The organism is Microbacterium sp. lyk4-40-TSB-66 (genome assembly GCF_030209475.1).
In the GTDB taxonomy this organism is placed as follows: domain Bacteria; phylum Actinomycetota; class Actinomycetes; order Actinomycetales; family Microbacteriaceae; genus Microbacterium.
This window is the reverse complement of record NZ_JARVRW010000003.1, coordinates 502,756-522,609: the sequence shown is the minus strand read 5'-3', so window position 1 is coordinate 522,609 and position 19,854 is coordinate 502,756. Positions and strand designations below refer to the sequence as shown.

Sequence of the window (19,854 nt, the reverse complement as noted above, 5' to 3'; positions counted from 1 at the left end):
AGAAGATCCCGACGCACCCCACAAGAACGATGGATCCAATGGAATGCACAGGGTTTACCATTGGCTCGTGACGATCGCCCAGCTCCGCGCCTTCCTCGCCGCGCTCGAGAAGGGGTCGTTCACCGCCGCCGCCGTCGACCTCGACTCGACCCAGGCGTCCGTCTCGGAGCTGGTGGCCCGCCTGGAGCGCGAGCTCGGCGTCGTGCTCTTCCGGCGCGGGGGCCGCCGCCTCGTCGCGACGGAGTCGGCTCTGGCCCTGCGCGCGCACGCGGAGCGGGCGGTGGGCGCGATCCACAACGGTATCGAGACCATGCGCGCGCTCACCGCGCTGGAAGCCGGCACCTGCACGTTCGGGGTGCTGCGCAACGCCGCCTACTACGACCTGTCGGAGCTGCTGCAGCGCTTCCACGAGCGTCATCCCGGCGTGCGCGTGCGACTCGTCGGCATCAACTCCGCCCTCGTCGCCCGCTCGATCGCCGCGGGCGAGGTCGAGGCCGGGCTCCTCGTCCTGCCCGTCGACGAGACCGGCCTGTCGATCACCCCCCTGTTCCGCGACGAGGTGGTCTTCGCCTCCGCGCGCGCCGATGCGCCGACGGCACCCGTCGGACTCGCCGAGGTCGCGACGGCGAAGCTCGTGCTCTACGACGCCTACGCCGGCTGGGACGACCCCACGCGCCGCCAGCTGCGCGAGAGGGCGCGTGCGCAGGGGCACTCCGTGGAACCGGCGATCGAGGTCGAGAACGTCGAGACGGCGCTGGGCCTGGTGGCATCCGGAACCGCGGACACCATCGTGTCGCGCTCGATCGCCGAGTCGCCGACCTTCCCGGCGCAGATCAGGGTCGTCCCGTTCGCGGAACCGCTGTACGACACCGTCGCCCTCGCCCGCCGGGAGGGCGCCGACCTCTCCCCCGCGGCAGGGCGTCTGGCCGAGATGGCGCAGGACATGCTGCGAGCGCGGATGGCCCGGCATCCGGGACGCGTAGCCCCCCGATGAGCCACGCACCCCGGAGGGCTCACGTGTAGAGATCGGGTCGACGGTCGCGGAAGAGGTCGTTGTGCGGGGGGAGGGACTTGTCGCCGGGATGCCGCAGTCGCAGCGTCGCCACGACCGGACCCGCCCCGCCAGCCGCCGCCGCCGCGGCGATCCACCCGTCGTCGTCGATGATGGCCGTGCCCCCGGTCCAGGCGACGCCGCGCTCGGATCCGTGGCGGTCGGCGATCACGGTGGCGAGGCGAGACGAACGCGCCGCCGCCATCGCCTGGATCGTCTCGGGCGCCCGCTCCCCCGCCGGCCGGTCCACGAGCGGCCAGTTGACGGGCAGGGCCAGCACCTCGGCGCCGGCGAGCGCGAGACGGCGGGGCACCTCGGGGAACTCGTTGTCGTAGCAGACCGCGACCCCGAGGCGGCCCACGGGTGTGTCGAAGACGGCCCCAGCCGCGTCGCCGGGCGCGAAGAAACGCGATTCTTCGCCCCACAGGTGCGACTTGCGATAGTCGCCCAGACGGCCGGAGCGCGTGAGCACCGCGGCGGTGTTGAACACCCGATCCCCGGCGTCCTCCGCGTACCCGACGACGACGACGACCCCGTCCGGGAGGTCGGCGGTGATCGCCTCCCACCGCGGATCGTCGCGCCGGAGCGCCGCCGCGCGGGCCTCCTCCCCATCGGCGAAGACGTACCCGCTGGTGGCGAGCTCGGGCGCCACGACGAGCTGCGCCCCGGCGGCCACGGCCTCGGCGACCGCGGCCCGGAGCGCCTCGATGTTCGCCGCGACCTCCCCCACGCCGATACGGGGGGAGGTCGCGGCGACGGTGAGCCGGCGCTCGACGATCAGTCGTCCTCCGTCGCCGTCACCATCACGCCCACGGGCGCGAGGTAGCCGTTGGGGTCCAGCATCCAGTCGGCGTCGCGGGCGGCGTCGACGACCTCGGGGGCCCACTCCAGGTAGACGCGGTCGTCACCGGAGTTGATGACGAGCAGCTCGCCCTTGCCGGTCTCGCCGCCGTCGATGCAGCGGAACGCGCGCCAGGCGCCGGCCGGCACCGAGAACGAGTCGGACGGGTCGAGTTCGACCGTGGTGGAGGGGTCGCCGTTCAGGGTGACCGCCCACCGGCCGCTCTTGACCAGCACCGCCTGGTTCTTGTCGTGGCGGTGACGGAGCAGTCCCTCGTCGGCCGCGGCACGCACCCACGCCATGTTGAAGGAGTGCGGCTCGTGGATGCGGGGGACCTGACGGCGGTCCTCGGTCATGCCGTATCCGATCGCGAGACTCAGCTCGGCGGCCCCGCCCGGCAGGCTCGCGCACAGGAGGGCGTTGTCGCTGTAGACGCGGTCACCCGGCTGGATGACGCGCTCTCGCATCTGCTCGACGGTGAACGGGGTGAGCCCGTCGATGTAGCGCTGCTGGATGGGCTTGATGAGGGCGGCGCCCTCGGGCAGCTCGTCGCCGGCGACGGTGTCGATGAGCTGGTTGTCGGCCGTGAGGTGGAGACCGTACGACTCCGCCTCCTTCAGCACCGACGGTCCCCAGATGATGCCTCCGGTGACGTCGCGTCCGAGGACGGTCCACAGGATGCCGTCGTCGGGACCCTCATTGGTGAAGCCGCGGAAGATCCATGTGGGGATCGAGATGATGTCGCCGTCGGTGCTGACGTATTCGCCCTGCTTGCCGTCGATCCCCCAACGCAGGCGGAACTCGCCACCCAGATTGACGAAGACCTCGGCGGTGAAGTGGAGGTGCAGGTTGTTCGAGATCCCGTTGGGCATGCCGGCGGCGCCGGTGTTGAAGCCGTGCTCCTCGGTCAGGTTGATGACCTGGCCGGCGTTCTGCGAGACCCCTCCACCGATGAAGGCGTAGTTCTGCTTGCGGTCGGAGCCGGGGGTGCGGCAGTCGATGAAGGCGGCGTTGTGCGGCGCCCAGTCGGTCTTGCGGATGGTGCGCCGTTCGATCTCGGCCCCGTCGACGACGACGTCGTGGCTCAGGTGGTCCGTGCTCATTTTCTTCTTCCTTCGTTGGATCAGTAGATGTTTCCGAGGACGACGGGCTCGTCGCCCCGCATTCCGGCGATCTGCGCGCGCAGCGCGATGTCGTCCCACAACCGCACCTCTTTGACGAGGGAGCCCTGGTGGAAGGTGAACTGCGAGATGCCCAGCACGTCGACGGGGTGCCCCGTCAGGGGGCCGTAGTTCGCGACGCCGTTGTAGTCGCCGACGAACTTCCACGTCACCGCCACCCGCAGGCCCGCGTAGCGCACGTCGTAGTTGGTCTGGATGTCGCGGATCTGGAAGCGTCCCGACGGGAACGACTCCAGGAAGCGGAGGAGGGCGCGACGGTAGCCCTCGGGGCGGATGACGAGGCGGTTGCCCACCGTGAGCAGGACGAGGTCGCGATGGAAGAAGGTCTCGACCTTCTGCAGGTCGCGGTCGTTCCACACCGTCTCGATCATCTCGACGACGCGTTCCACCTCGGAGCGGTACTCGTCGGGGCGGGGGCCGGAGTCGCCCACGGCGATGGGATCGGCCGGCGCCGGTTCGGTCCACGTGCCGGTGTAGCCGCGGAACGCCTGCGCCCTCGCCAGTTCGTCGAGGTCGCTCTGCAGCACGAGGGCCCCCGCGAGGGTGTCGCGCACGACCCATTCCTCGACCATGCGACCCCGACGGTAGAGGCAGTTGGCGATGGTGCGGCTGTACTCGGACGACTGCAGGTGCCCCGAGAGGACGAGGTGCGAGCTGAGGAAGGCGTCGTCGCCGCGCGCCTCCCAGATGACGTCCTCGGCCTGGCCGGTGCGGTCGGGGGTGGCGGAGATGCGCATCAGCGTGCCTTCGATGACCTCGTCGCGGGTCGTCGAGGTTCCGTACGCGCCGTGGACGATCGAGTCGGGCTCGTAGTTGTCGCGGATGAAGCTGATCGACCGGTCCACCCAGATCAGGTCCGTCACCTCGCGGATGAAGTCGTCGGGATCCGCATACGGCTGGTAGGCGACCGGGTCGAGAGGCACTCTGGGCTCCTTCGGGTTGCGGCGTCGCGAGGGACGCGCGGGGCGATGTCGGCAGTGTATGCGTATGCACAACACGGACGCAAGCATCGCCCGCCGCGGGAAGAGCCGGGTCGCGGCCTCAGCGGGCGCGCGGTGCGCTCAGCGTCCGCCGTTCCACGAACGTCGTCGCGAACTCGACGTGCGCGAACTCCTGCGGGCGTTCCTCGATGCGCTCGACCATGAGCCGACCCGCCTCGCGGGCCATCTGCACGTAGTCGTAGGCGATCGTGGACAGCTCGAGGATGGGCCAGGATGCCGGGGGCAGATCGTCGAAGCCGATGATCGAGATGTCGTCGGGCACCGAGGCGCCGGCCCGACGAGCCGCGTTCAGCGCGCCGTAGGCCATGACGTCGTTGCCGCAGAAGACGAGGGTCGGCGGATCGGTCAGGGCCAGCAACTCGGCGGTCGCGGCGTCTCCGGCCGCCGTGTCGAAGGGGCCGTGGCGCACGACCTCGGCGTCCAGCGAGATGCCCTTCGCGGCCAGCGCCGCTCGCAGCGCCACCTCTCGCGAACGCCCCGTGCTGGTGTTCTGCGGGCCGAGGACGGCCCCGATGCGCCGATGGCCGAGCGCCAGCGCGCGATCGACGGCGACCTCGAATCCCGCCGCGGGAGCGACGACCGTGGCATCCGCGTCGACCAGCGCCGCCGTGCGGTTGAAGTAGACGAACGGCAGCCCCCGGTCGCGGAGGCGAAGGGGCACGACCGACTCCACCGTCGTGGTGGCGAGGATGACGCCGTCGAGGCCGTTGGCGATGAGGCGCTCGGCGACGGACTCGTCGGTCGTCTCGGTATGGAGAACCAGCTGGTACCCGCAGGACTCGAGCTCGCGATGGAGGGGCGCGATGATGTGGGCGTAGAACTGGTTCTCGAGGTCGGTCACGAGCAGACCGATCCGACGCGTCCGCCCGGAGGACAGGGCGCGCCCCGCCTCACTCGGGACGTAGCCGAGCAGCAGGGCCGCGTCGCGGACGCGCTTCTTCGTCTCCTCCGATACGCGCGGATCGTCGCGGAGGGCCCGTGACACGGTGGGTTGCGAGACGCCGGCCAGTCGAGCGACGTCTCTGCTCGTGACGGCCATGGACCCCCCTGGCGATCGGGTGCTGAGGGTCGAAGTCTAGCGAAAGGTTGACCTCGCATGCATACGCAGTCATGATGACAGCATACGTATGCAAGCAAAGGAAGCGATGATGCCCCTGTACCTGAAGAAGGCGCCCACCAAGTCGTTCACCGACACCGCGCAGAGCGACGTCGCGGCGACTGTCGGCACGATCATCGACGACATCCGCGAACACGGCGACGACGCCGTGCGCCGATACGCCTCGAAGTTCGACCGGTGGGACGGGCCCTTCCGGCTCGACGACGCGGAAGTCGAGCGGATCATGGCGACCCTCGCACCCCAGGTGATCGACGACATCCGCTTCGTGCAGGATCAGGTGCGCCGATTCGCTCAGGCGCAGCGCGACTCCCTCATCGACATCGAGGTCGAGACGCTGCCGGGCGTCCACCTCGGTCAGAAGCACGTCCCCGTCCGAGCCGCCGGCGCATACATCCCCGGCGGCAAGTATCCGTTGACCGCCTCCGCGCACATGACGATCATCACGGCGAAGGTCGCCGGAGTCCCCCGCGTCGTCGCGTGCACCCCGCCGATCCGCGGCGAGATCCCCGCGGCCACGGTCGCGGCGATGAAGCTCGCCGGAGCCGACGAGATCTACATCCTCGGCGGCGTGCAGGCGGTCACCGCGATGGCCGTCGGAACCGAGAGCATCGCCCCCGTCAACATGATCGCCGGCCCCGGCAACGCCTACGTCGCCGAGGCGAAGCGGCAGCTGTTCGGCGAGGTGGGCATCGACCTGTTCGCCGGTCCCACCGAGATCCTGATCGTCGCCGACGACGATGCCGATCCGTTCCTCACGGCCGTCGACCTGCTGTCGCAGGCGGAGCACGGACCCGAGTCGCCGGCCGTCCTCATCACGACCTCGCGCGCACTCGGTGAGCGCGTGATGCAACTGGTCGAGGAGATCCTCCCCGGCATGTCGACGCGCGACTACGCGGAGCCCGCGTGGCGCGATTGGGGCCAGGTGATCGTGGTCGACGACCTCGACGAGGCCTACGCCCTCGCCGACGCTTTCGCCTTCGAGCACGTGCAGATCTTCACGAACGACCCCCGCGCCGCCCTCGAGAAGATGCACGACTACGGCGCCCTCTTCCTCGGCGAGAACACCTGCGTGTCGTACGGCGACAAGGTCATCGGCACCAACCACGTGCTGCCGACCCTCGGCGCCGCGCGCTACACGGGCGGCCTGTGGGTGGGCAAGTACCTGCGCACGATCACGTATCAGGAGATCACCGACCCCGCCTCGTCGGCGATGCTCGGCGAGGTCTGCGGCCGCGCCGCGCGCGTGGAGCTGTTCGAAGGGCACGCCCGTTCGGGTGACGCGCGCGCCTGGCGCCACGGCGGCGCGACGTTCCCCTGGATCGAGGAGAGCCGGGCGGGCGCCCGATGACCGAGCTCGGTGGGCGGACGGCACTGGTCACCGGCGGCGGGAGCGGTCTCGGTGCGGCCATCGCCCGGGCGTTGTCGCGTGCCGGAGCCGACCTCGTCGTCGTCGGTCGCGACAGGCGCAAACTCGATGCCGTCGCGGCCGGGCTGCCCGGCTCCGCCCGCGCCCTCGTCTGCGACGTCGCCGACGAGGCGTCGGTCGCACGCCTGCGCGACGAACTGGCCGACACCGAGGTCTCGATCCTGGTCAACAACGCCGGGATCGCCGGCCCCGTCGCCGCCCTCACCGACATCGGCGTCGCCGAGTGGGACGAGGTGTTCGCCGTCAACGTGCGAGGGACCTTCCTGCTGTGCCGGGCGTTCCTGCCGGCGATGGTCGAACGGGGTCGCGGCGACGTCGTCAACATCGCCTCCGTCTCGGGCAAACGGCCCCTGGCGCACCGCACCCCGTACACCGCGTCGAAGATGGCGGTCCTGGGACTCACCGCGACGCTCGCGTTCGAGGTGGGACCCGCCGGCGTGAACGTCAACACCCTGTCGCCCGGGCCCGTCGCCGGAGAACGCATGTCGCGCAACTTCCGGCTCGAAGCGGAACGCTCCGGAAAGAGCGTCGCGGATGCCGAGACCGCCTTCGTGTCGCGCGCGGCCCTGGGACGCATGATCACCGAGGACGAGGTCGGCGCCGCCGTGCGGGCGATGCTCTCCATGCCGGGCATGTGCGGAGCCGACGTCGACCTGTCGGCGGGGATGATCGCGTGAGCGCGTCGCCTCGCCCGCCGCGCCCGGCATCCCTCCGCGCCCGGGCGGAGGCGGGTGAGCGTCTCATCGGCGCGCTCCTGCGCATGCCGGGCGAGGAGCTCGTCGAGATGCTCGCCGTCGCCGGCTTCGACTTCGTGCTGATCGACGCCGAGCACGGCCCCGCCGACGTCATCGCCCTCCGTCAGCACATCGCGGTGGCGGGCCTGCACGGCGTTCCCGTCATCGTCCGGGTGGGCGAGGACGACCCCGGAATGGTGCTCCGCGCGCTCGATCAGGGCGCGCAGGGCGTGCTCGTCCCCCACGTCGACGATGCCGAGGCGGCGGCCGCGGTGGTCGCCGCGGCGCACTACCCCCCGCTCGGCACCCGAGGTTTCGCCACCTACAGCCGCGCCGGGTTCTTCGGCGAGACGCCTCCCGGCGACCATCGCGACTGGTATCGGGACAACACCCTCGTGCTCGCGATGATCGAATCGCCCACGGGCGTCGCGGCGGCCCACGCCATCGCGGACACCCCGGGCCTCGACGGGATCATGATCGGCCCGGCCGACCTCGCCGCGTCCTCCGGACCCGGCGACCCGCCGGTCGCCGAGGCGACCGCGATCGTGAATCGGGCGGTGGCCGCCACGGGCAAGATGCGCATGGACATCGTGGGGACCGCAGCCTCGGCCTCCGCCGCCTTCGACGACGGCGCACGGCTCGTGGTCTACAACCTCGCGTCGTCGCTCATGGCGCACCTGCGCGGCCTGCGCGGCGCCGGCGACTGAACCGCCGCGAGCGCCATCGCGCGCCGAAGGCAGCCGGGCCCGCGCACCGCCCGCACACGGCGACGCGGGCTCCGCGCCCCGCGACGACACCCGCACGCGGCTCCGCCCGGGTCTCAGGTGGGGCGCGGCGCACTCACGAGGCAGCGACGCGGCCCGAGCGCGGCTGATCGTCGCGCGGCACAGCATCCAGACCGGCGAACCAGCCGCGTACGAGGGCGCCGAACGCGGCGGGCCGCTCGAGGGGCACGAGGTGCCCGGCATCGAGCTGCTCGAGCCGTGACCCCGCGAGGGCCGTCGCGATCTCGTCGTGGAAGCCCGGCGGGCACAGTGCGTCGTCGCGTCCGGCGATCACGAGCGACGGCACGCGCACCGCGCGGAGCCGCGGCAGCAGGTCGACACGCGTCGCCTGCAGGCGCAGCTGCGCCGCGAGCGTGGCATCCGGGGTCTGCTCCGCCATCCGCAGCGTGCGCTCCACCAGATCGGGCCGCGTCGCGCGGACGCGTTCCGAGAGGAGCAGGGGCAGGATCTCGCTCTGGAGTCCGGCCGGCGTCTCGCCCGCCGACAGGCGGTCCCGCCATCCCGCCCATCCCGCGCGCTGCGCCGGTGTGGGGGCCTTCGCGTTCGTCGCCGTGACGCAGAGGCCGAGCACCCGCTCCGGCGCGCGCACGGTCACCGCCATCGCCACGATCGCACCGAGCGACAGGCCACCGATCACGAAGGCGGGCGGCAGCTCCCTCAGCAGGCGGTCGACCTGGGCGTCGAGATCGTCGGCATCCACCGCGGGGGTGAGCGCGTGGTCGAGCCCGCATCCCGTCCACAGGTCGGACGTGCAGTTCATCCCCGCCAGCAGGACGAACGGCCCGGCGGGCACACTCACCCCTTGACGGCGCCGTCGCTGAGCCCCGCGACGAGATACTTCTGGGCGATGAAGGCGATGACCACGACCGGGATCGTGAGGAGCATCGACGCCGCCCCGGCCTGTTGGAGCATCGGCAGCGTCTGCCCCAGCTGGGTCGCGATGAACACCGGCACCGTCTTGGACGACGTGTCCGTGAGGACGAGCGCGGTGAGGTACTCCTGGAACGCGAACAGGAAGACGAAGATGCCGGCGGTGAGGATGCCGGGCCCCATGAGCGGGATCATGACGCGACGCAGCATGCCGATGCGCGTGCAGCCGTCGATCATCGCCGCCTCGTCGAGCTCGCGGGGGATCTCGGCGAAGAAGTTGCGCAGCAGCCAGATCGTGAACGGTTGGTTGATCGCCACGAGCGCGATCGCCAGGGCGAACTGGGTGTCGTAGATGCCGAGCGCGCGACTGATGTCGTACATCGGGAGCACCACGGCGAAGCGCGGCAGGGCGCGGAAGATCAGGGCGAGCACGAGCAGAAGCGCCGAGATGTAGCTCGGGAAGCGCGAGAGCGCGTAGGCCGCGGGGATGCCGATGATGAGGGCGAGCAACGTGGAGATGACCGCGACGGCCAGCGTGTTGACGAGGTAGTCGGCGAAGTACGTCGTCTCCCAGAGGTCGACGAAGGCCTTCAGCGTCGGCTCGTAGCCCGAGAGGACCGGCGGATTGGCGAAGGCGACGTCCGTCGGCTTCGTCACCGACAGCATCATCCAGACGAACGGGCTCAGCATGAGGAAGCACAGGATGCCGAGGAGCAGGCCCGTCACGCCCACGATGCGGCGCCGCGGTCGAGGACGCCGACCCTTGCCCTCGATGTCACCGGTGGTGATGGCGCGGGTGGAGAGCGTCTCGCTGCTGAGGGTCATCGGGCGGCCTTCGCTTCCTTGAAGATGCCCCGGATGAAGGGGATGAGCATGACCAGGATGAGCAGGATGGTCAGGACGTTGATGGCGCTGCCGAGACCGAGCTCCTGCGCGCCGTTGGCGAAGGCGACGGCGTAGACGTACAACATGATCGATTCGTTGCCGATCGTCTCGGCCTGTGGCGACAGCGGGATCAGGGCGTCGAAGATGCGCAGCACGTCCATGATCGTGATGAGGCAGACGAAGCCCAGCACGCCGCGGATGGTGGGGATGATCACGCTGAGGTGCGTCTGGAAGGCGTTCGCGCCGTCGATGCGGGCGGCTTCGCGCAGCTCGACGGGAACGCCCTGGAGCCCGGCGAGGATGATGAGCATCGCGAAGGGCAGCATCTGCCAGACGGTGTTGAGGATGACCAGCAGGGCGTTCGGCACCTGATCGGTGAACCACAGCACCTGGGTGCCGCCCAGGAGCCCGATCAATCTGTTGACCACGCCGCCGAAGTTGTCGTCGAACAGCCACGAGAACGCGACCGCCCCGACCAGGTTGGGGAGCACGTACGACACCAGCATGATGCCGAGCACCAGCGGCCGGGACAGCCGCAGGGTGTTGACCGCGATGGCGATCAGGTAGCCGAAGACGAGAAGGATGACCGTGGTGACGAGGGTCACGACCACGGTGAACACGACCGCCCGATGGAAGCGGGGGTCGCTCAGGGCGTCGGTGAAGTTCGCGAGACCGACGAAGGTGCCCGGAACGCCGTACCGCACGTTCTCGAGGCTCCACTGCACGGTGCGCAGGAGGGGGAACACCAGGAGCGCGCTCATGATGGCCAGGCTGGGGGCGAACAGCACCCAGAATTCACGTGCTTTCACGAAACGTCTCCTTTCGGTGCATCCCGACCCGGTCGTCGTCGACCGGGTCGGGACTCACCATTTCGCCGTCGGTGGGGAGGTGATCGCGGGGTCAGCCCGCGATCTTCTCCCCCGCTGCCTGCATCTGCGTCGCCGCGTCGTCGACCGACAGGCCGCCGGCGAGGAACTGCGCGACGATCGGCGTGATCTCGTTGCTGATCGGCGCGAGGATGGGCGAGACCACCGGCGGCATCGCACCCGCGATGGAGTCGTTGGCCGCCTGACCATAGGGCGAGTTCTCGGGCGTGACCATGCCCTCGCGGGCGGGGTAGGCCGCCGGGACCGACGCGGTCGATGCGTCTTCGCTGACGGCGGAGGCCATCATCTCGAACAGCATCTTGTGGTCGAGCTTGGTGTTGAACGGGATGGACCACCCGTCGATCGAGAGCCGGTCGTACAGGTACGGCGCCGAAGTCGAGACCTTGGGCGGTGCCGCGAACCCGAACGAATCGGACAGCTTGCTGTTCTCGGCGTTCGTCAGGTCGCTCATGCGACCGGAGAACATGATCGACATGGCCGCGGTGTCGTTGTACATCTGCTGCTGCACCTTCGGCTGATCGAAGGTGGTGACCTGGGGATCCATGTAGGGCTGCAGGCTCTGCATGGCCTGCAGGGCTTCCTTCGCCTCGGGGGTGTCGAGCGTGACCTCTCCGTCGGCGGTGACGAAGTCGGCACCGAGGGAGTTCATGACGGCCTGGAAGCTCGTCGCGACATCGGCGGTGGCGAGCCACGGCAGGGCGATGGGGTACTGCATCTTCCCCGACGCCTTGATCGCCTCGGCGGCGGCGATCATGTCGTCGAACGTCTGCGGAACCTCGAGCCCGAGCTCGTCGAACACGTCGGTGCGGTAGGCCATGACGAACATCTGCGCCTGCATGGGCAGGGCGTAGAGCTTGCCGTCGTACGACATGCCCTGCCGCATCGACTCGCTGATGGCGTTGAGGTCGTACTTGTCGGCGAACTCGGCGAACAGGTCGTCGAGGGGCACCAACTTATCGTCGACGGCCAGGCTCGGGATGACGAAGCCGTAGGTCTCGACGATGTCGTAGCTGCCGGTCTCGCCCGAGAGCGTCGCCGTCGTCTTGGTGACCTGCCCGCCGAAGTCGATCGGGTCGTGCTTGACCGTCACGTCCCCCTTCGTGCAGCTGGAGACCATCGTGTCGGTGAACGGGTCGATGGCGGAGGAGTTGTAGGCGAGCACGTTGACCGTGGTCGCGGATTCGGGTGCTGTGTAGTCGCAGGCGACCTCGGTGGCATTCTCGTTCCCCGTGCGGCTACCCGCGCCGCATCCCGAGAGGGCGAGTGCACCCAGGGTCGCCATGGCGACGAAGGCGATAGCGCGCTTTCTTGTGGATGACATGGCCAAACCGTATACGTATGCATAGCGTTTAGGGAAGCCTAAGTACGCAGCTTTTCGGGTAACGATCGTGTTTCATGAATACGTATAAGTGAGAGCCCTCAACGGGTCGGGGCTCGAAACACCGCGCGTGGGTGGACGGGTGGCATCCGCGTCCGTCCATCTTCTCGCCGACACCTGCCCGCCGACCGGCTCGTCGGGTGTTCGCGCGGCATTGCGGTGACTCCGGCCCCGCGTTGCCTCCCGGGACGCATCGACGGCGCGCGCCGCGGAAGACGATGAACGGGCGATGCGCCTCTCGGAGCTTGCGATCTTCGATTTGTGAGCGATAACATTGCGCGTCCCGACCGCCGATGGAGGCGCACATGCGACGACTGCTGCACGGATCCGCGATCGCGGGTTCGCTCCTCGTTCTGGCCGGCCTTCTCGTCGCACCGCCCGCGGTGGCGGAGATCCCGGACGCGCCCGTGGGGTTCGACGCGCCCGTGGGGTTCGACGTCGTCACACGCGACGTCCAGCCGCACACGGCACGTGTCACGATCGCGCTCGTCGCTCCCCCGGGGACGCAGCCGAACTTCTCCCGCGATGACGCGATCGCTTCGGCGAACGCCGCCGCCGAGTTCCTCGCTCGCGAGACCGACGGTGCGCTGACGGTCGAGATCGAGCAGGTCACCGACTGGATGTCGGCGCCGAACGACGCACCGTGCTCCTGGGAGAGCGTCTGGCAGGACTTCGCCGCGCAACAGCTGGGGTGGGAGCGCGGCAACGGCCGGCACCTCACCGTGATGGTCCCGGAGGGCGACCCGTGCCCGGGGTGGGCGAACGGAGAGCAGGGCGGGTCGGTGGATGCCGGTGGCCGAACGTTCCAGCCCGGCCCCGACGCGTCGACCCTGGCGCACGAGTGGGGTCACAACATGTCTCAGGCGCACGCGTTCTCGACGGCGTGCGCGAGCACGTGGGACTTCCGCGCGGTGGACGGTCGGACCCCCGGGGAGTGCGAGCGCCAGGAGTACGGCAACCGACTCGACAACATGGGCGGTAGCTGGACCCTGACGCCGTTCTCGAGCCCGTCGCTCGACCGCCTCGGCATGCTGCCGACGCGGCTGGTTCCCCGGTGCGACGTCACCGCGACCGCCACCGTCGCCTCGGCCGCAGCCGGAGCGCGTGAGCGCGACGCGATCTCGTGGGAGAGCGCGGCCGAGCCGGGCGTGCGGTACTGGGTCGACTACCGCGACGGCGATGCCAGCGCCAAGTACGCTCCCCTCCACGTCAGCGGGTGGGCCTTCACGCCGGGGTCATCGGGACTCCAGATCCTGCGCACCGACCCGGAGGTGCCGTTCGGGGCCACCGTGCTGAAGCGCCCCGGCGACTCCAGCGATTGGGCGCAGCTCGTCCGCGCCGACGAGGTCGTCACGCTCACCGACGGCACGCGGGTCTCGTGGTCTCCCGTGGCATCGGGGACCGACCGTGCCGACGTGACCGTCGAGCGCACGTGCACGCCGGTCACCTCGCCCACCCTCGAAGCCGACGCGATCGCCTCGACGCGCAAGATCGGTGCGTCATCGCACGTGGTCGTCACCGCCACCAACCGATCCACGGTCGCCGTCGACATGGAGATCGCGACGCCGTACGGGAAGCGGACCTTCACCTCGGTCGCCCCGGGCAAGATGGTGACCGTCACCATGAACACGCGTCAGTCGACCCCACCGTCGGGCGAGGCGACGGTGACGCTGTCGACGCGGTCGGGAGACTCATCGGCGACGCGAACACTCACCGCCGCTTACACCGGTCGATAGCCGGATAACGACGGATCCCTCCCCCGGGGAAGCTGCGACGCGCGACGCGTTCGCGACGCGCAGACCGCTGCGCGAGACCTCGCGGGTGTTCACGTCAACACGAGATTCGCCAGCCGAGTCGCGGCAGGGAGGCGGAAGAATTCGCTGGCCCTCCGCCTTTGTTAGCACTAACATGTTGAGAGTCGGCCATTCAGAGAAGACCCCCGATCGCCGCACCTCGAGCGAGTCCGACAGTCCTGAGATCGCACCACCGTACTTCTGCAGAGCCGCAGAAAGGAACCCCGATGTCCCGAATCCGAAAGACGGTGGCGCTCAGCGCGACCGCGATGATGATCGCCAGTGGATTGGCGGTGATCACCCCCACAGCTGCCATGGCCGCAACCACGCTGGACTCCTCCAAGGTCCTCGACCTCCGCTTCGACGACTCCCTCACCGACGCGGGCCCCAACAAGATCCCCACCTCGATGCTGCGCGGGCAGGCCGCCTACGTCGACGGCATCCACGACCGTGCGCTGAGCCTGCGCGGCACCGACGCCGTCAGCCTCGGAACCAGCTCCGCCCTGCAGCCCGAGAACCTCACGCTCTCGTTCTGGTTCAAGCCGGACGGGTCGATGGGCACGGGCGAGCAGGTCTTCACCTGGAACAAGAGCGTCTACAACTCGGCGGGCTGGTACCTCACCGCCGAGAACGCCAACACCCCTCTCGCCCTGTCGATCGGCCCCGGCGGCGGCCAGCCGTACAAGGTCACGGTGAACGGTCCGCGCGACACGTTCTTCCCCGCCGGTCAGTGGACGCACGTCGCCGTCACCTACGACCAGGCCACCAAGGCCGTCACCTTCTACCGCAACGGCGAGCAGCAGGTCTCATCGGTCGCCTACGCCACCGGCGGGGCCGCCACCGGCGCGCTCACCTCCGACACCACCACGACGAAGTCGATCGGCTTCAACGGCCCGCAGTACAACGGCGCCTACGTCCGCGGCGCGCTCGACGACTACGCCCTCTACAACAGCGTCGCCTCGGCATCCGATGTCGTCGCCCTGACGAAGGCGAACAACCCGGCCTTCGACCCGGCGGATGTCGCCGGGCGCGCGCTCGAGCAGCTGTCGGTTCCCGGGAGCGCATCGGCCAGCTTCGGGCTGACGACCTCCTCCTCGAACGGCACGGCCTTCACCTGGACCTCCTCCAACCCCGCCGTGATCGCCCTCAACGGCGGTCAGGCGACCGTGACGCGCCCCAAGGATGCCAACGCGACGGTCACCCTCACCGCGTCGGCGACCTACGCCGGCAGCGCCCCGCGCACCAAGACCTTCTCGGTCGAGGTCGCGAAGGAAGGGGCGTCGACCTCGATCTACGTCGACGACACCGACCTCAACGAAGTGCTCCTGCTCGACCCGTACCTGCAGAACAGCAACGCCAAGATGGTCGACTGGCTGCTCACGCTCGACCCCAAGCGCTTCCTCTACTCCTTCGACCAGCAGGCGGGCATCCCCACCACCGCGCAGCCGTACGGCGGATGGGAGCGGACCACCGGTGCGCGCTTCCAGGGCCACTTCTTCGGCCACTTCATGTCGGCGCTCTCGCAGGCCTACTCGACCGAGACCGACGCGGGCCGCAAGGCTCAGCTGCTCGCCAAGCTCACCACCGCCGTCGACGGCCTTGCCGCGGCGCAGGCCGCCTACGGCCAGAAGGACCCGTCCAACGCCGGTTACGTCGCACCCTTCCCGGTGTCGTACCTCCCGCACGGCTCCGACGGTCTCATCGTGCCGTTCTACAACCTGCACAAGGTGCTCGCCGGCCTCATCGACGCCCACCAGTACGCGCCGAAGGAGGTCGCCGACAAGGCCCTCTCCGTCGCCAGCGGCTTCGGTTCGTGGCTGAACGTCTGGGGTTCGCGCCAGGCCAACCCGAGCTCGCTGCTCAGCACCGAGTACGGCGGCATGAACGAGGCGCTGTACGAGCTGTACAGCATCACCGAGAACGACCAGCACAAGAAGGCCGCCGAGCTCTTCGACGAGGTCTCGCTGTTCCGTCAGCTCGCCGCGAACCAGGACGTCCTGGCCGGAAAGCACGCGAACACGACCATCCCCAAGCTCGTCGGCGCCCTCAAGCGCTACACGGTGTTCACCGACAACCCCACCCTGTACGCGCGTCTGACCGCGACGGAGAAGTCCGACCTCGATATCTACCGTCGGGCGGCCGAGAACTTCTGGCAGATGGTCGTCAACGACCACTCCTACATCGGCGGCGGCAACAGCTACTCGGAGCACTTCCAGCAGCCGGGCACCCTGCACGAGTTCGCCACCAACGGCATCACCAACGGCTATGGCGAACAGTCCACGGTCGAGGGGTGCAACGAGTACAACATGCTCAAGCTCACGCACGGGCTGTTCCGCGTGAACCCTGATGTGAAGTACGCCGACTGGTACGAGAACACCTACATCAACACGATCCTGGCGTCGCAGAACCCCGATACCGGCATGATGACGTACTTCCAGCCGCAGACGGCCGGATACGCCAAGGTGTTCGGCCGGAAGGAGGACGAGTTCTGGTGCGACCACGGCACGGCGACCGAGAGCTTCACCAAGCTCGGTGACTCGATCTACTTCCGCAAGGGATCATCGGTCTACGTCAACATGTTCCGCTCGACCGAGTTCACCTCGAAACCGCAGAACCTGAAGCTCACGCAGACCGCCGACGTGCCCAACACCGACACCGTCACCTTCGCGGTCGACGCGGCCGATGGCGGAGCACTCGTCGAGGGCACCACCCTGCGTCTGCGTGTGCCGTCGTGGTCGCCGAACCCCACCCTGACGGTGAACGGTCAGACACGCGACGTCGCGGCCGCCACCGACAAGGGGTACGTCGTCGTCCCGGTCTCGGCCGGTGACAAGATCTCGTACAAGCTCCCCGCAAAGGTGCAGGTCGAGGCCGGCACCGAAGACCCCAACTGGGTCGCGTTCCGCTACGGCCCGGTCGTGCTGTCGGCCGAGCTGAACCGCACCAACGTCGAGGCGACCACGCAGGCGGGCATCCTCGTCCGCATGGGCACCGCCGACAAGTCGGTCACCAACAGCGTCCGCGTCGGCGACGTCGAGGCCTTCAAGAAGGACATCGAGAAGAACCTCGTCCGTCGCGACAACGGAGCGGACAACAACGGTCGCACCGTGATGAAGTTCCAGCTGCAGAACGTCGACGCGGCATCCGCTGCGCTGACCTTCGAGCCGTACTACAGCATGTACAACGCCCGTTACGCGCTGTACATGAACCTCATCCAGCCGGACTCCGCCGCCGCGCAGGCGCTCATCAAGAGCGACAAGGAGAAGCTCCGCATCGACGAGATGACCACGGACTCCCTCACCTCGTTCGACAACAACAACAGCGAGGCCGGCAAGAACTACAAGTTCAACCGCTCGTCGGTGGGCGCGCACCTCGGACAGCAGTACCGTGACGGCGAGCGGTCGGCCGAGGCGTTCTTCCAGTACGACATGGCCGTCGACCCGTCCGCACCGAAGAACTACCTCGGCGTGCGGTACTTCGGAGGCGACAACGGGCGAACCTTCGACGTCTACATCAACGACGTCAAGTTCAAGTCCGAGCGCATCACCAACGCCAACGGGGCGAACTCGTTCTACATCCAGTACGACGAGATCCCCGCCTCGGCGCTGGCCGACATCGCGGCCAAGGACCGCCACAAGCGCGATCAGTCCGGCGCCTACGTGCTCGATGAGCAGGGGAACAAGATCCCCATCATCACCGTGCGCTTCCAGGGCACCGGCGCGAGCTTCGTGGGCGGCGTGTTCGGGGTCTACACGACCACGACCACGACGTACGCCACCGACGCCGACCTGAACGCTCTCACCTTCGACAGTGGCACCATCAGCCCGAAGCTGACCGACGGAACCTACGACTACACCGTCACGGTTCCCCACGACGCGACGACGGCGACGTTCGACGCCGACCCGGCCACCCCCAGCGGCCTGGTCTACCTCGGTGACATCCTCATCGACGACACGCAGAAGCGCACGGTCGCCCTGGCCGCGGACGGCGCGCCGACGACGGTGACGATGCGATCGCTGGCACAGGATCACACGACGGCGAAGACGTACAACGTGCAGATCGTCCGTGCCCCCGCCGCCCCCGCGCTCACGACTGAGCTCTCGGCCGCGACGCGGTGCATCACGGGCAAGGTAACCCTCACCGCCACGGTGAAGAACACCAGCACGGTGCCCGTCTCGATCGAGATGACCAGCGCCTACGGCAAGAAGAGCATCGCGAGCCTCGCTCCGGGCAAGAGCGTCAGCCAGGCGTTCACGACCCGCCAGGCGCAGATCGCCGCGGGCGAGGTGTCGATCACCGCCGCCGGTCAGGTCGACGGCACGTCGGCGACCGCGACGCAGAAGGCGGGGTACGACGCCCGTAGCTGCGGCTGAACCGTCACCGGGCGGCTGACGCGTCGACGCTCAGCCGCCCGGTGCATCCACCGGGAACGCCCCGGGGCATCCTTCACGGATGGCCCGGGGCGTTTCGGCGTGCAGCGTGGGGTGCGCCACACGATCGCGCGCAGGTGATGTCCGGTCGACGCCCCGTTCCAAGGCGAGGACGCGCGCACCCCTGAGCTGGCCGGAGGCGGTCACATCGAGGGCGTCGCGAGTTTCGAAACGCGGAAGGCCACGATCGAACGCGGGAGGAGAGGACGCTGCACGGATGATCAGCCGGCCCCATCCGCCGAGACACCGAGGATCGATCGGACGGCACCGTCTACCGCGTCAGCGGCGATCTTCGTCAGCGTCTCCTCCGCCGGGAGCGTCGCCTGCTCGGTGAGCGAAAGTTCATACCTACTGACCGCCACCGGCTGCTTCGAACCCGCCAGCGAGTATCGGACGACAGTCTCGTTCTTGTCCGCGACCAGCAGGATGCCGACCGTGGGGGCGTGCAGCTCAGGAATCCGCAATCGGTCGTCCACGAGGGCAACGTAGAACCCCAGCTGCCCGGCGTCCCTAGGGTCGAACTTGCTCGTCTTCAGCTCGACGACGACGAAGCGCACCTGCTGCCAGTTGAAGAACAGAAGATCGACATAGAAATCGTCACCATCTACATCGAGATGCACCTGGCGGCCGACGAAAGAGAATCCGGCCCCCAGTTCACGGAGCGTCTCCACGACGCGGAGAGCGAGCCGCTCCTCGAGCTCTCGTTCACTGACGCCTACGCCGATAGCCAGGAAGTCCAGGGTGTATGGGTCCTTGGTGAGTTGTTGAGCCAGCTCGGAGTCGCTGGCACCCAGCGTTGATGCGAAGTTGGACGGGGCTGCCGCCGCTCGCTCGTGAAGTCGTGTGGCTATCTGGTTTTGCAGAACCGCACGGCTCCATCCATTCGACGCATCCTGGGCGGCGTACCAGTCCCGCAGGTTCTGGTCGTCCAGCTTGTCGAGCAGCTGGATGGTATGACTCCACGGCAATCCGCCAACGGGCTGTTGGCGGATTGTCTTCTCGTCGGGCCACGCCTCCGCAAATCGTCGGGCGTATCGGAGATTCGACTCCGAAAAGCCCTTCATGGAAGGGAACTGGGCGCGAAGGTCGGCTGCAAGGCGCGCCAGCACCCCGCTCCCCCAGGGCTCGACTCTCTGCCGCTCGATGAGTGTGTGTCCGATGTACCACCAGAGCGCGACGACTTCCGTGTTCGCTGCTCGCTGCACCGCGAACCGAGCCCGATGAGCACGCTCGATGATCAGCGCAAGGGTCTGTGCGTAGCCGGAGGGCAGGGTCTCAGTCATCCTGTGAGCATCCCCTACCGCCCCGGGGAGCTGAGCCCTTTCCACAGGTCACCGACACGTCGTCACCGAATGGCGATGAGTCGCCAGGATGCGCATGTCACAGCAGGTGACGCGCGCCCGCGCACCGCACACCAGCGCGGTTCACCTCACCCGGATGCCGTCGCCCGCGTGCGATCAGCACGCAGCCAGTGC

At 68.8% G+C, this 19,854-nt stretch carries 15 protein-coding genes; 6 read left to right on the top strand and 9 right to left on the bottom strand.

All coding sequences use genetic code 11. The features are described 5' to 3' along the window. Nucleotides 1-67: 67 nt before the first annotated feature. Nucleotides 68-994 carry a LysR family transcriptional regulator gene (locus tag QRO03_RS07385; RefSeq protein WP_285136871.1) on the top strand — a complete coding sequence of 309 codons (927 nt, stop codon included), beginning with the start codon at nucleotides 68-70 and terminating at the stop codon, nucleotides 992-994. Between the two features lie 19 nt (nucleotides 995-1,013). Here QRO03_RS07385 and QRO03_RS07380 read toward each other — a convergent pair whose 3' ends face one another. The 4 genes from QRO03_RS07380 to QRO03_RS07365 all read right to left on the bottom strand — a co-directional run bounded on the left by QRO03_RS07380 (nucleotide 1,014) and on the right by QRO03_RS07365 (nucleotide 5,113). After that, nucleotides 1,014-1,937, bottom strand: a complete 924-nt coding sequence (locus tag QRO03_RS07380) for a nitrilase-related carbon-nitrogen hydrolase (protein WP_285136870.1) — start codon at nucleotides 1,935-1,937, stop codon at nucleotides 1,014-1,016. Continuing rightward, the gene (locus QRO03_RS07375) at nucleotides 1,829-2,995 is read right to left on the bottom strand and encodes a cupin domain-containing protein (RefSeq protein WP_285136869.1); all 1,167 of its coding nucleotides are present in this window, start codon (nucleotides 2,993-2,995) and stop codon (nucleotides 1,829-1,831) included. The genes QRO03_RS07380 and QRO03_RS07375 overlap by 109 nt, the downstream gene beginning before the upstream one ends. Before the next feature lie 20 nt (nucleotides 2,996-3,015). Next, nucleotides 3,016-3,996 carry an ester cyclase gene (locus tag QRO03_RS07370; RefSeq protein ID WP_285136868.1) on the bottom strand — a complete coding sequence of 327 codons (981 nt, stop codon included), beginning with the start codon at nucleotides 3,994-3,996 and terminating at the stop codon, nucleotides 3,016-3,018. A 118-nt stretch (nucleotides 3,997-4,114) separates the two neighbouring features. After that, the gene (locus QRO03_RS07365) at nucleotides 4,115-5,113 is read right to left on the bottom strand and encodes a LacI family DNA-binding transcriptional regulator (protein WP_285136867.1); all 999 of its coding nucleotides are present in this window, start codon (nucleotides 5,111-5,113) and stop codon (nucleotides 4,115-4,117) included. Between the two features lie 109 nt (nucleotides 5,114-5,222). On the opposite strand from QRO03_RS07365, the gene hisD reads away from it, so the two are divergent. Genes hisD through QRO03_RS07350 form a run of 3 tightly spaced genes read left to right on the top strand, consistent with a single transcriptional unit; the run spans nucleotide 5,223 to nucleotide 8,058 of the window. Beyond that, the gene (gene hisD / locus QRO03_RS07360; protein ID WP_285136866.1) at nucleotides 5,223-6,539 is read left to right on the top strand and encodes a histidinol dehydrogenase; all 1,317 of its coding nucleotides are present in this window, start codon (nucleotides 5,223-5,225) and stop codon (nucleotides 6,537-6,539) included. Then, entirely contained in the window at nucleotides 6,536-7,294 is a 759-nt protein-coding gene (locus QRO03_RS07355; RefSeq protein ID WP_285136865.1) for an SDR family NAD(P)-dependent oxidoreductase, read from the top strand. Before hisD ends, QRO03_RS07355 begins: the two co-directional genes overlap by 4 nt. Beyond that, a complete protein-coding gene (locus QRO03_RS07350; protein ID WP_285136864.1) occupies nucleotides 7,291-8,058 on the top strand; it encodes an HpcH/HpaI aldolase family protein in 768 nt (255 codons plus the stop codon). Before QRO03_RS07355 ends, QRO03_RS07350 begins: the two co-directional genes overlap by 4 nt. Nucleotides 8,059-8,191: 133 nt before the next feature. On the opposite strand, the gene QRO03_RS07345 is transcribed toward QRO03_RS07350, so the two are convergent. The 4 genes from QRO03_RS07345 to QRO03_RS07330 form a co-directional block, all read right to left on the bottom strand. After that, nucleotides 8,192-8,929, bottom strand: a complete 738-nt coding sequence (locus QRO03_RS07345; RefSeq protein ID WP_285136863.1) for an alpha/beta fold hydrolase — start codon at nucleotides 8,927-8,929, stop codon at nucleotides 8,192-8,194. Nucleotides 8,930-8,931: 2 nt separating this feature from the next. Beyond that, entirely contained in the window at nucleotides 8,932-9,831 is a 900-nt protein-coding gene (locus tag QRO03_RS07340; protein ID WP_285136862.1) for a carbohydrate ABC transporter permease, read from the bottom strand. Then, nucleotides 9,828-10,700, bottom strand: a complete 873-nt coding sequence (locus tag QRO03_RS07335; RefSeq protein ID WP_183418823.1) for a carbohydrate ABC transporter permease — start codon at nucleotides 10,698-10,700, stop codon at nucleotides 9,828-9,830. Before QRO03_RS07335 ends, QRO03_RS07340 begins: the two co-directional genes overlap by 4 nt. Nucleotides 10,701-10,791: 91 nt before the next feature. Beyond that, the gene (locus tag QRO03_RS07330) at nucleotides 10,792-12,099 is read right to left on the bottom strand and encodes an ABC transporter substrate-binding protein (RefSeq protein ID WP_285136861.1); all 1,308 of its coding nucleotides are present in this window, start codon (nucleotides 12,097-12,099) and stop codon (nucleotides 10,792-10,794) included. A gap of 362 nt (nucleotides 12,100-12,461) precedes the next feature. Here QRO03_RS07330 and QRO03_RS07325 point away from each other — a divergent pair, with 362 nt between their 5' ends. After that, nucleotides 12,462-13,892 (top strand): hypothetical protein, encoded by a 1,431-nt coding sequence (locus tag QRO03_RS07325; protein WP_285136860.1) that lies wholly within the window; start codon nucleotides 12,462-12,464, stop codon nucleotides 13,890-13,892. 284 nt (nucleotides 13,893-14,176) lie between these two features. After that, complete coding sequence (locus QRO03_RS07320; protein WP_285136859.1) at nucleotides 14,177-18,322, top strand: beta-L-arabinofuranosidase domain-containing protein; 4,146 nt, start codon at nucleotides 14,177-14,179, stop codon at nucleotides 18,320-18,322. A 278-nt stretch (nucleotides 18,323-18,600) separates the two neighbouring features. Here QRO03_RS07320 and QRO03_RS07315 read toward each other — a convergent pair whose 3' ends face one another. Beyond that, on the bottom strand, nucleotides 18,601-19,662 hold the full coding sequence (locus QRO03_RS07315) for a PDDEXK nuclease domain-containing protein (RefSeq protein WP_285136858.1): 1,062 nt from the start codon (nucleotides 19,660-19,662) through the stop codon (nucleotides 18,601-18,603). Nucleotides 19,663-19,854 lie beyond the last annotated feature (192 nt).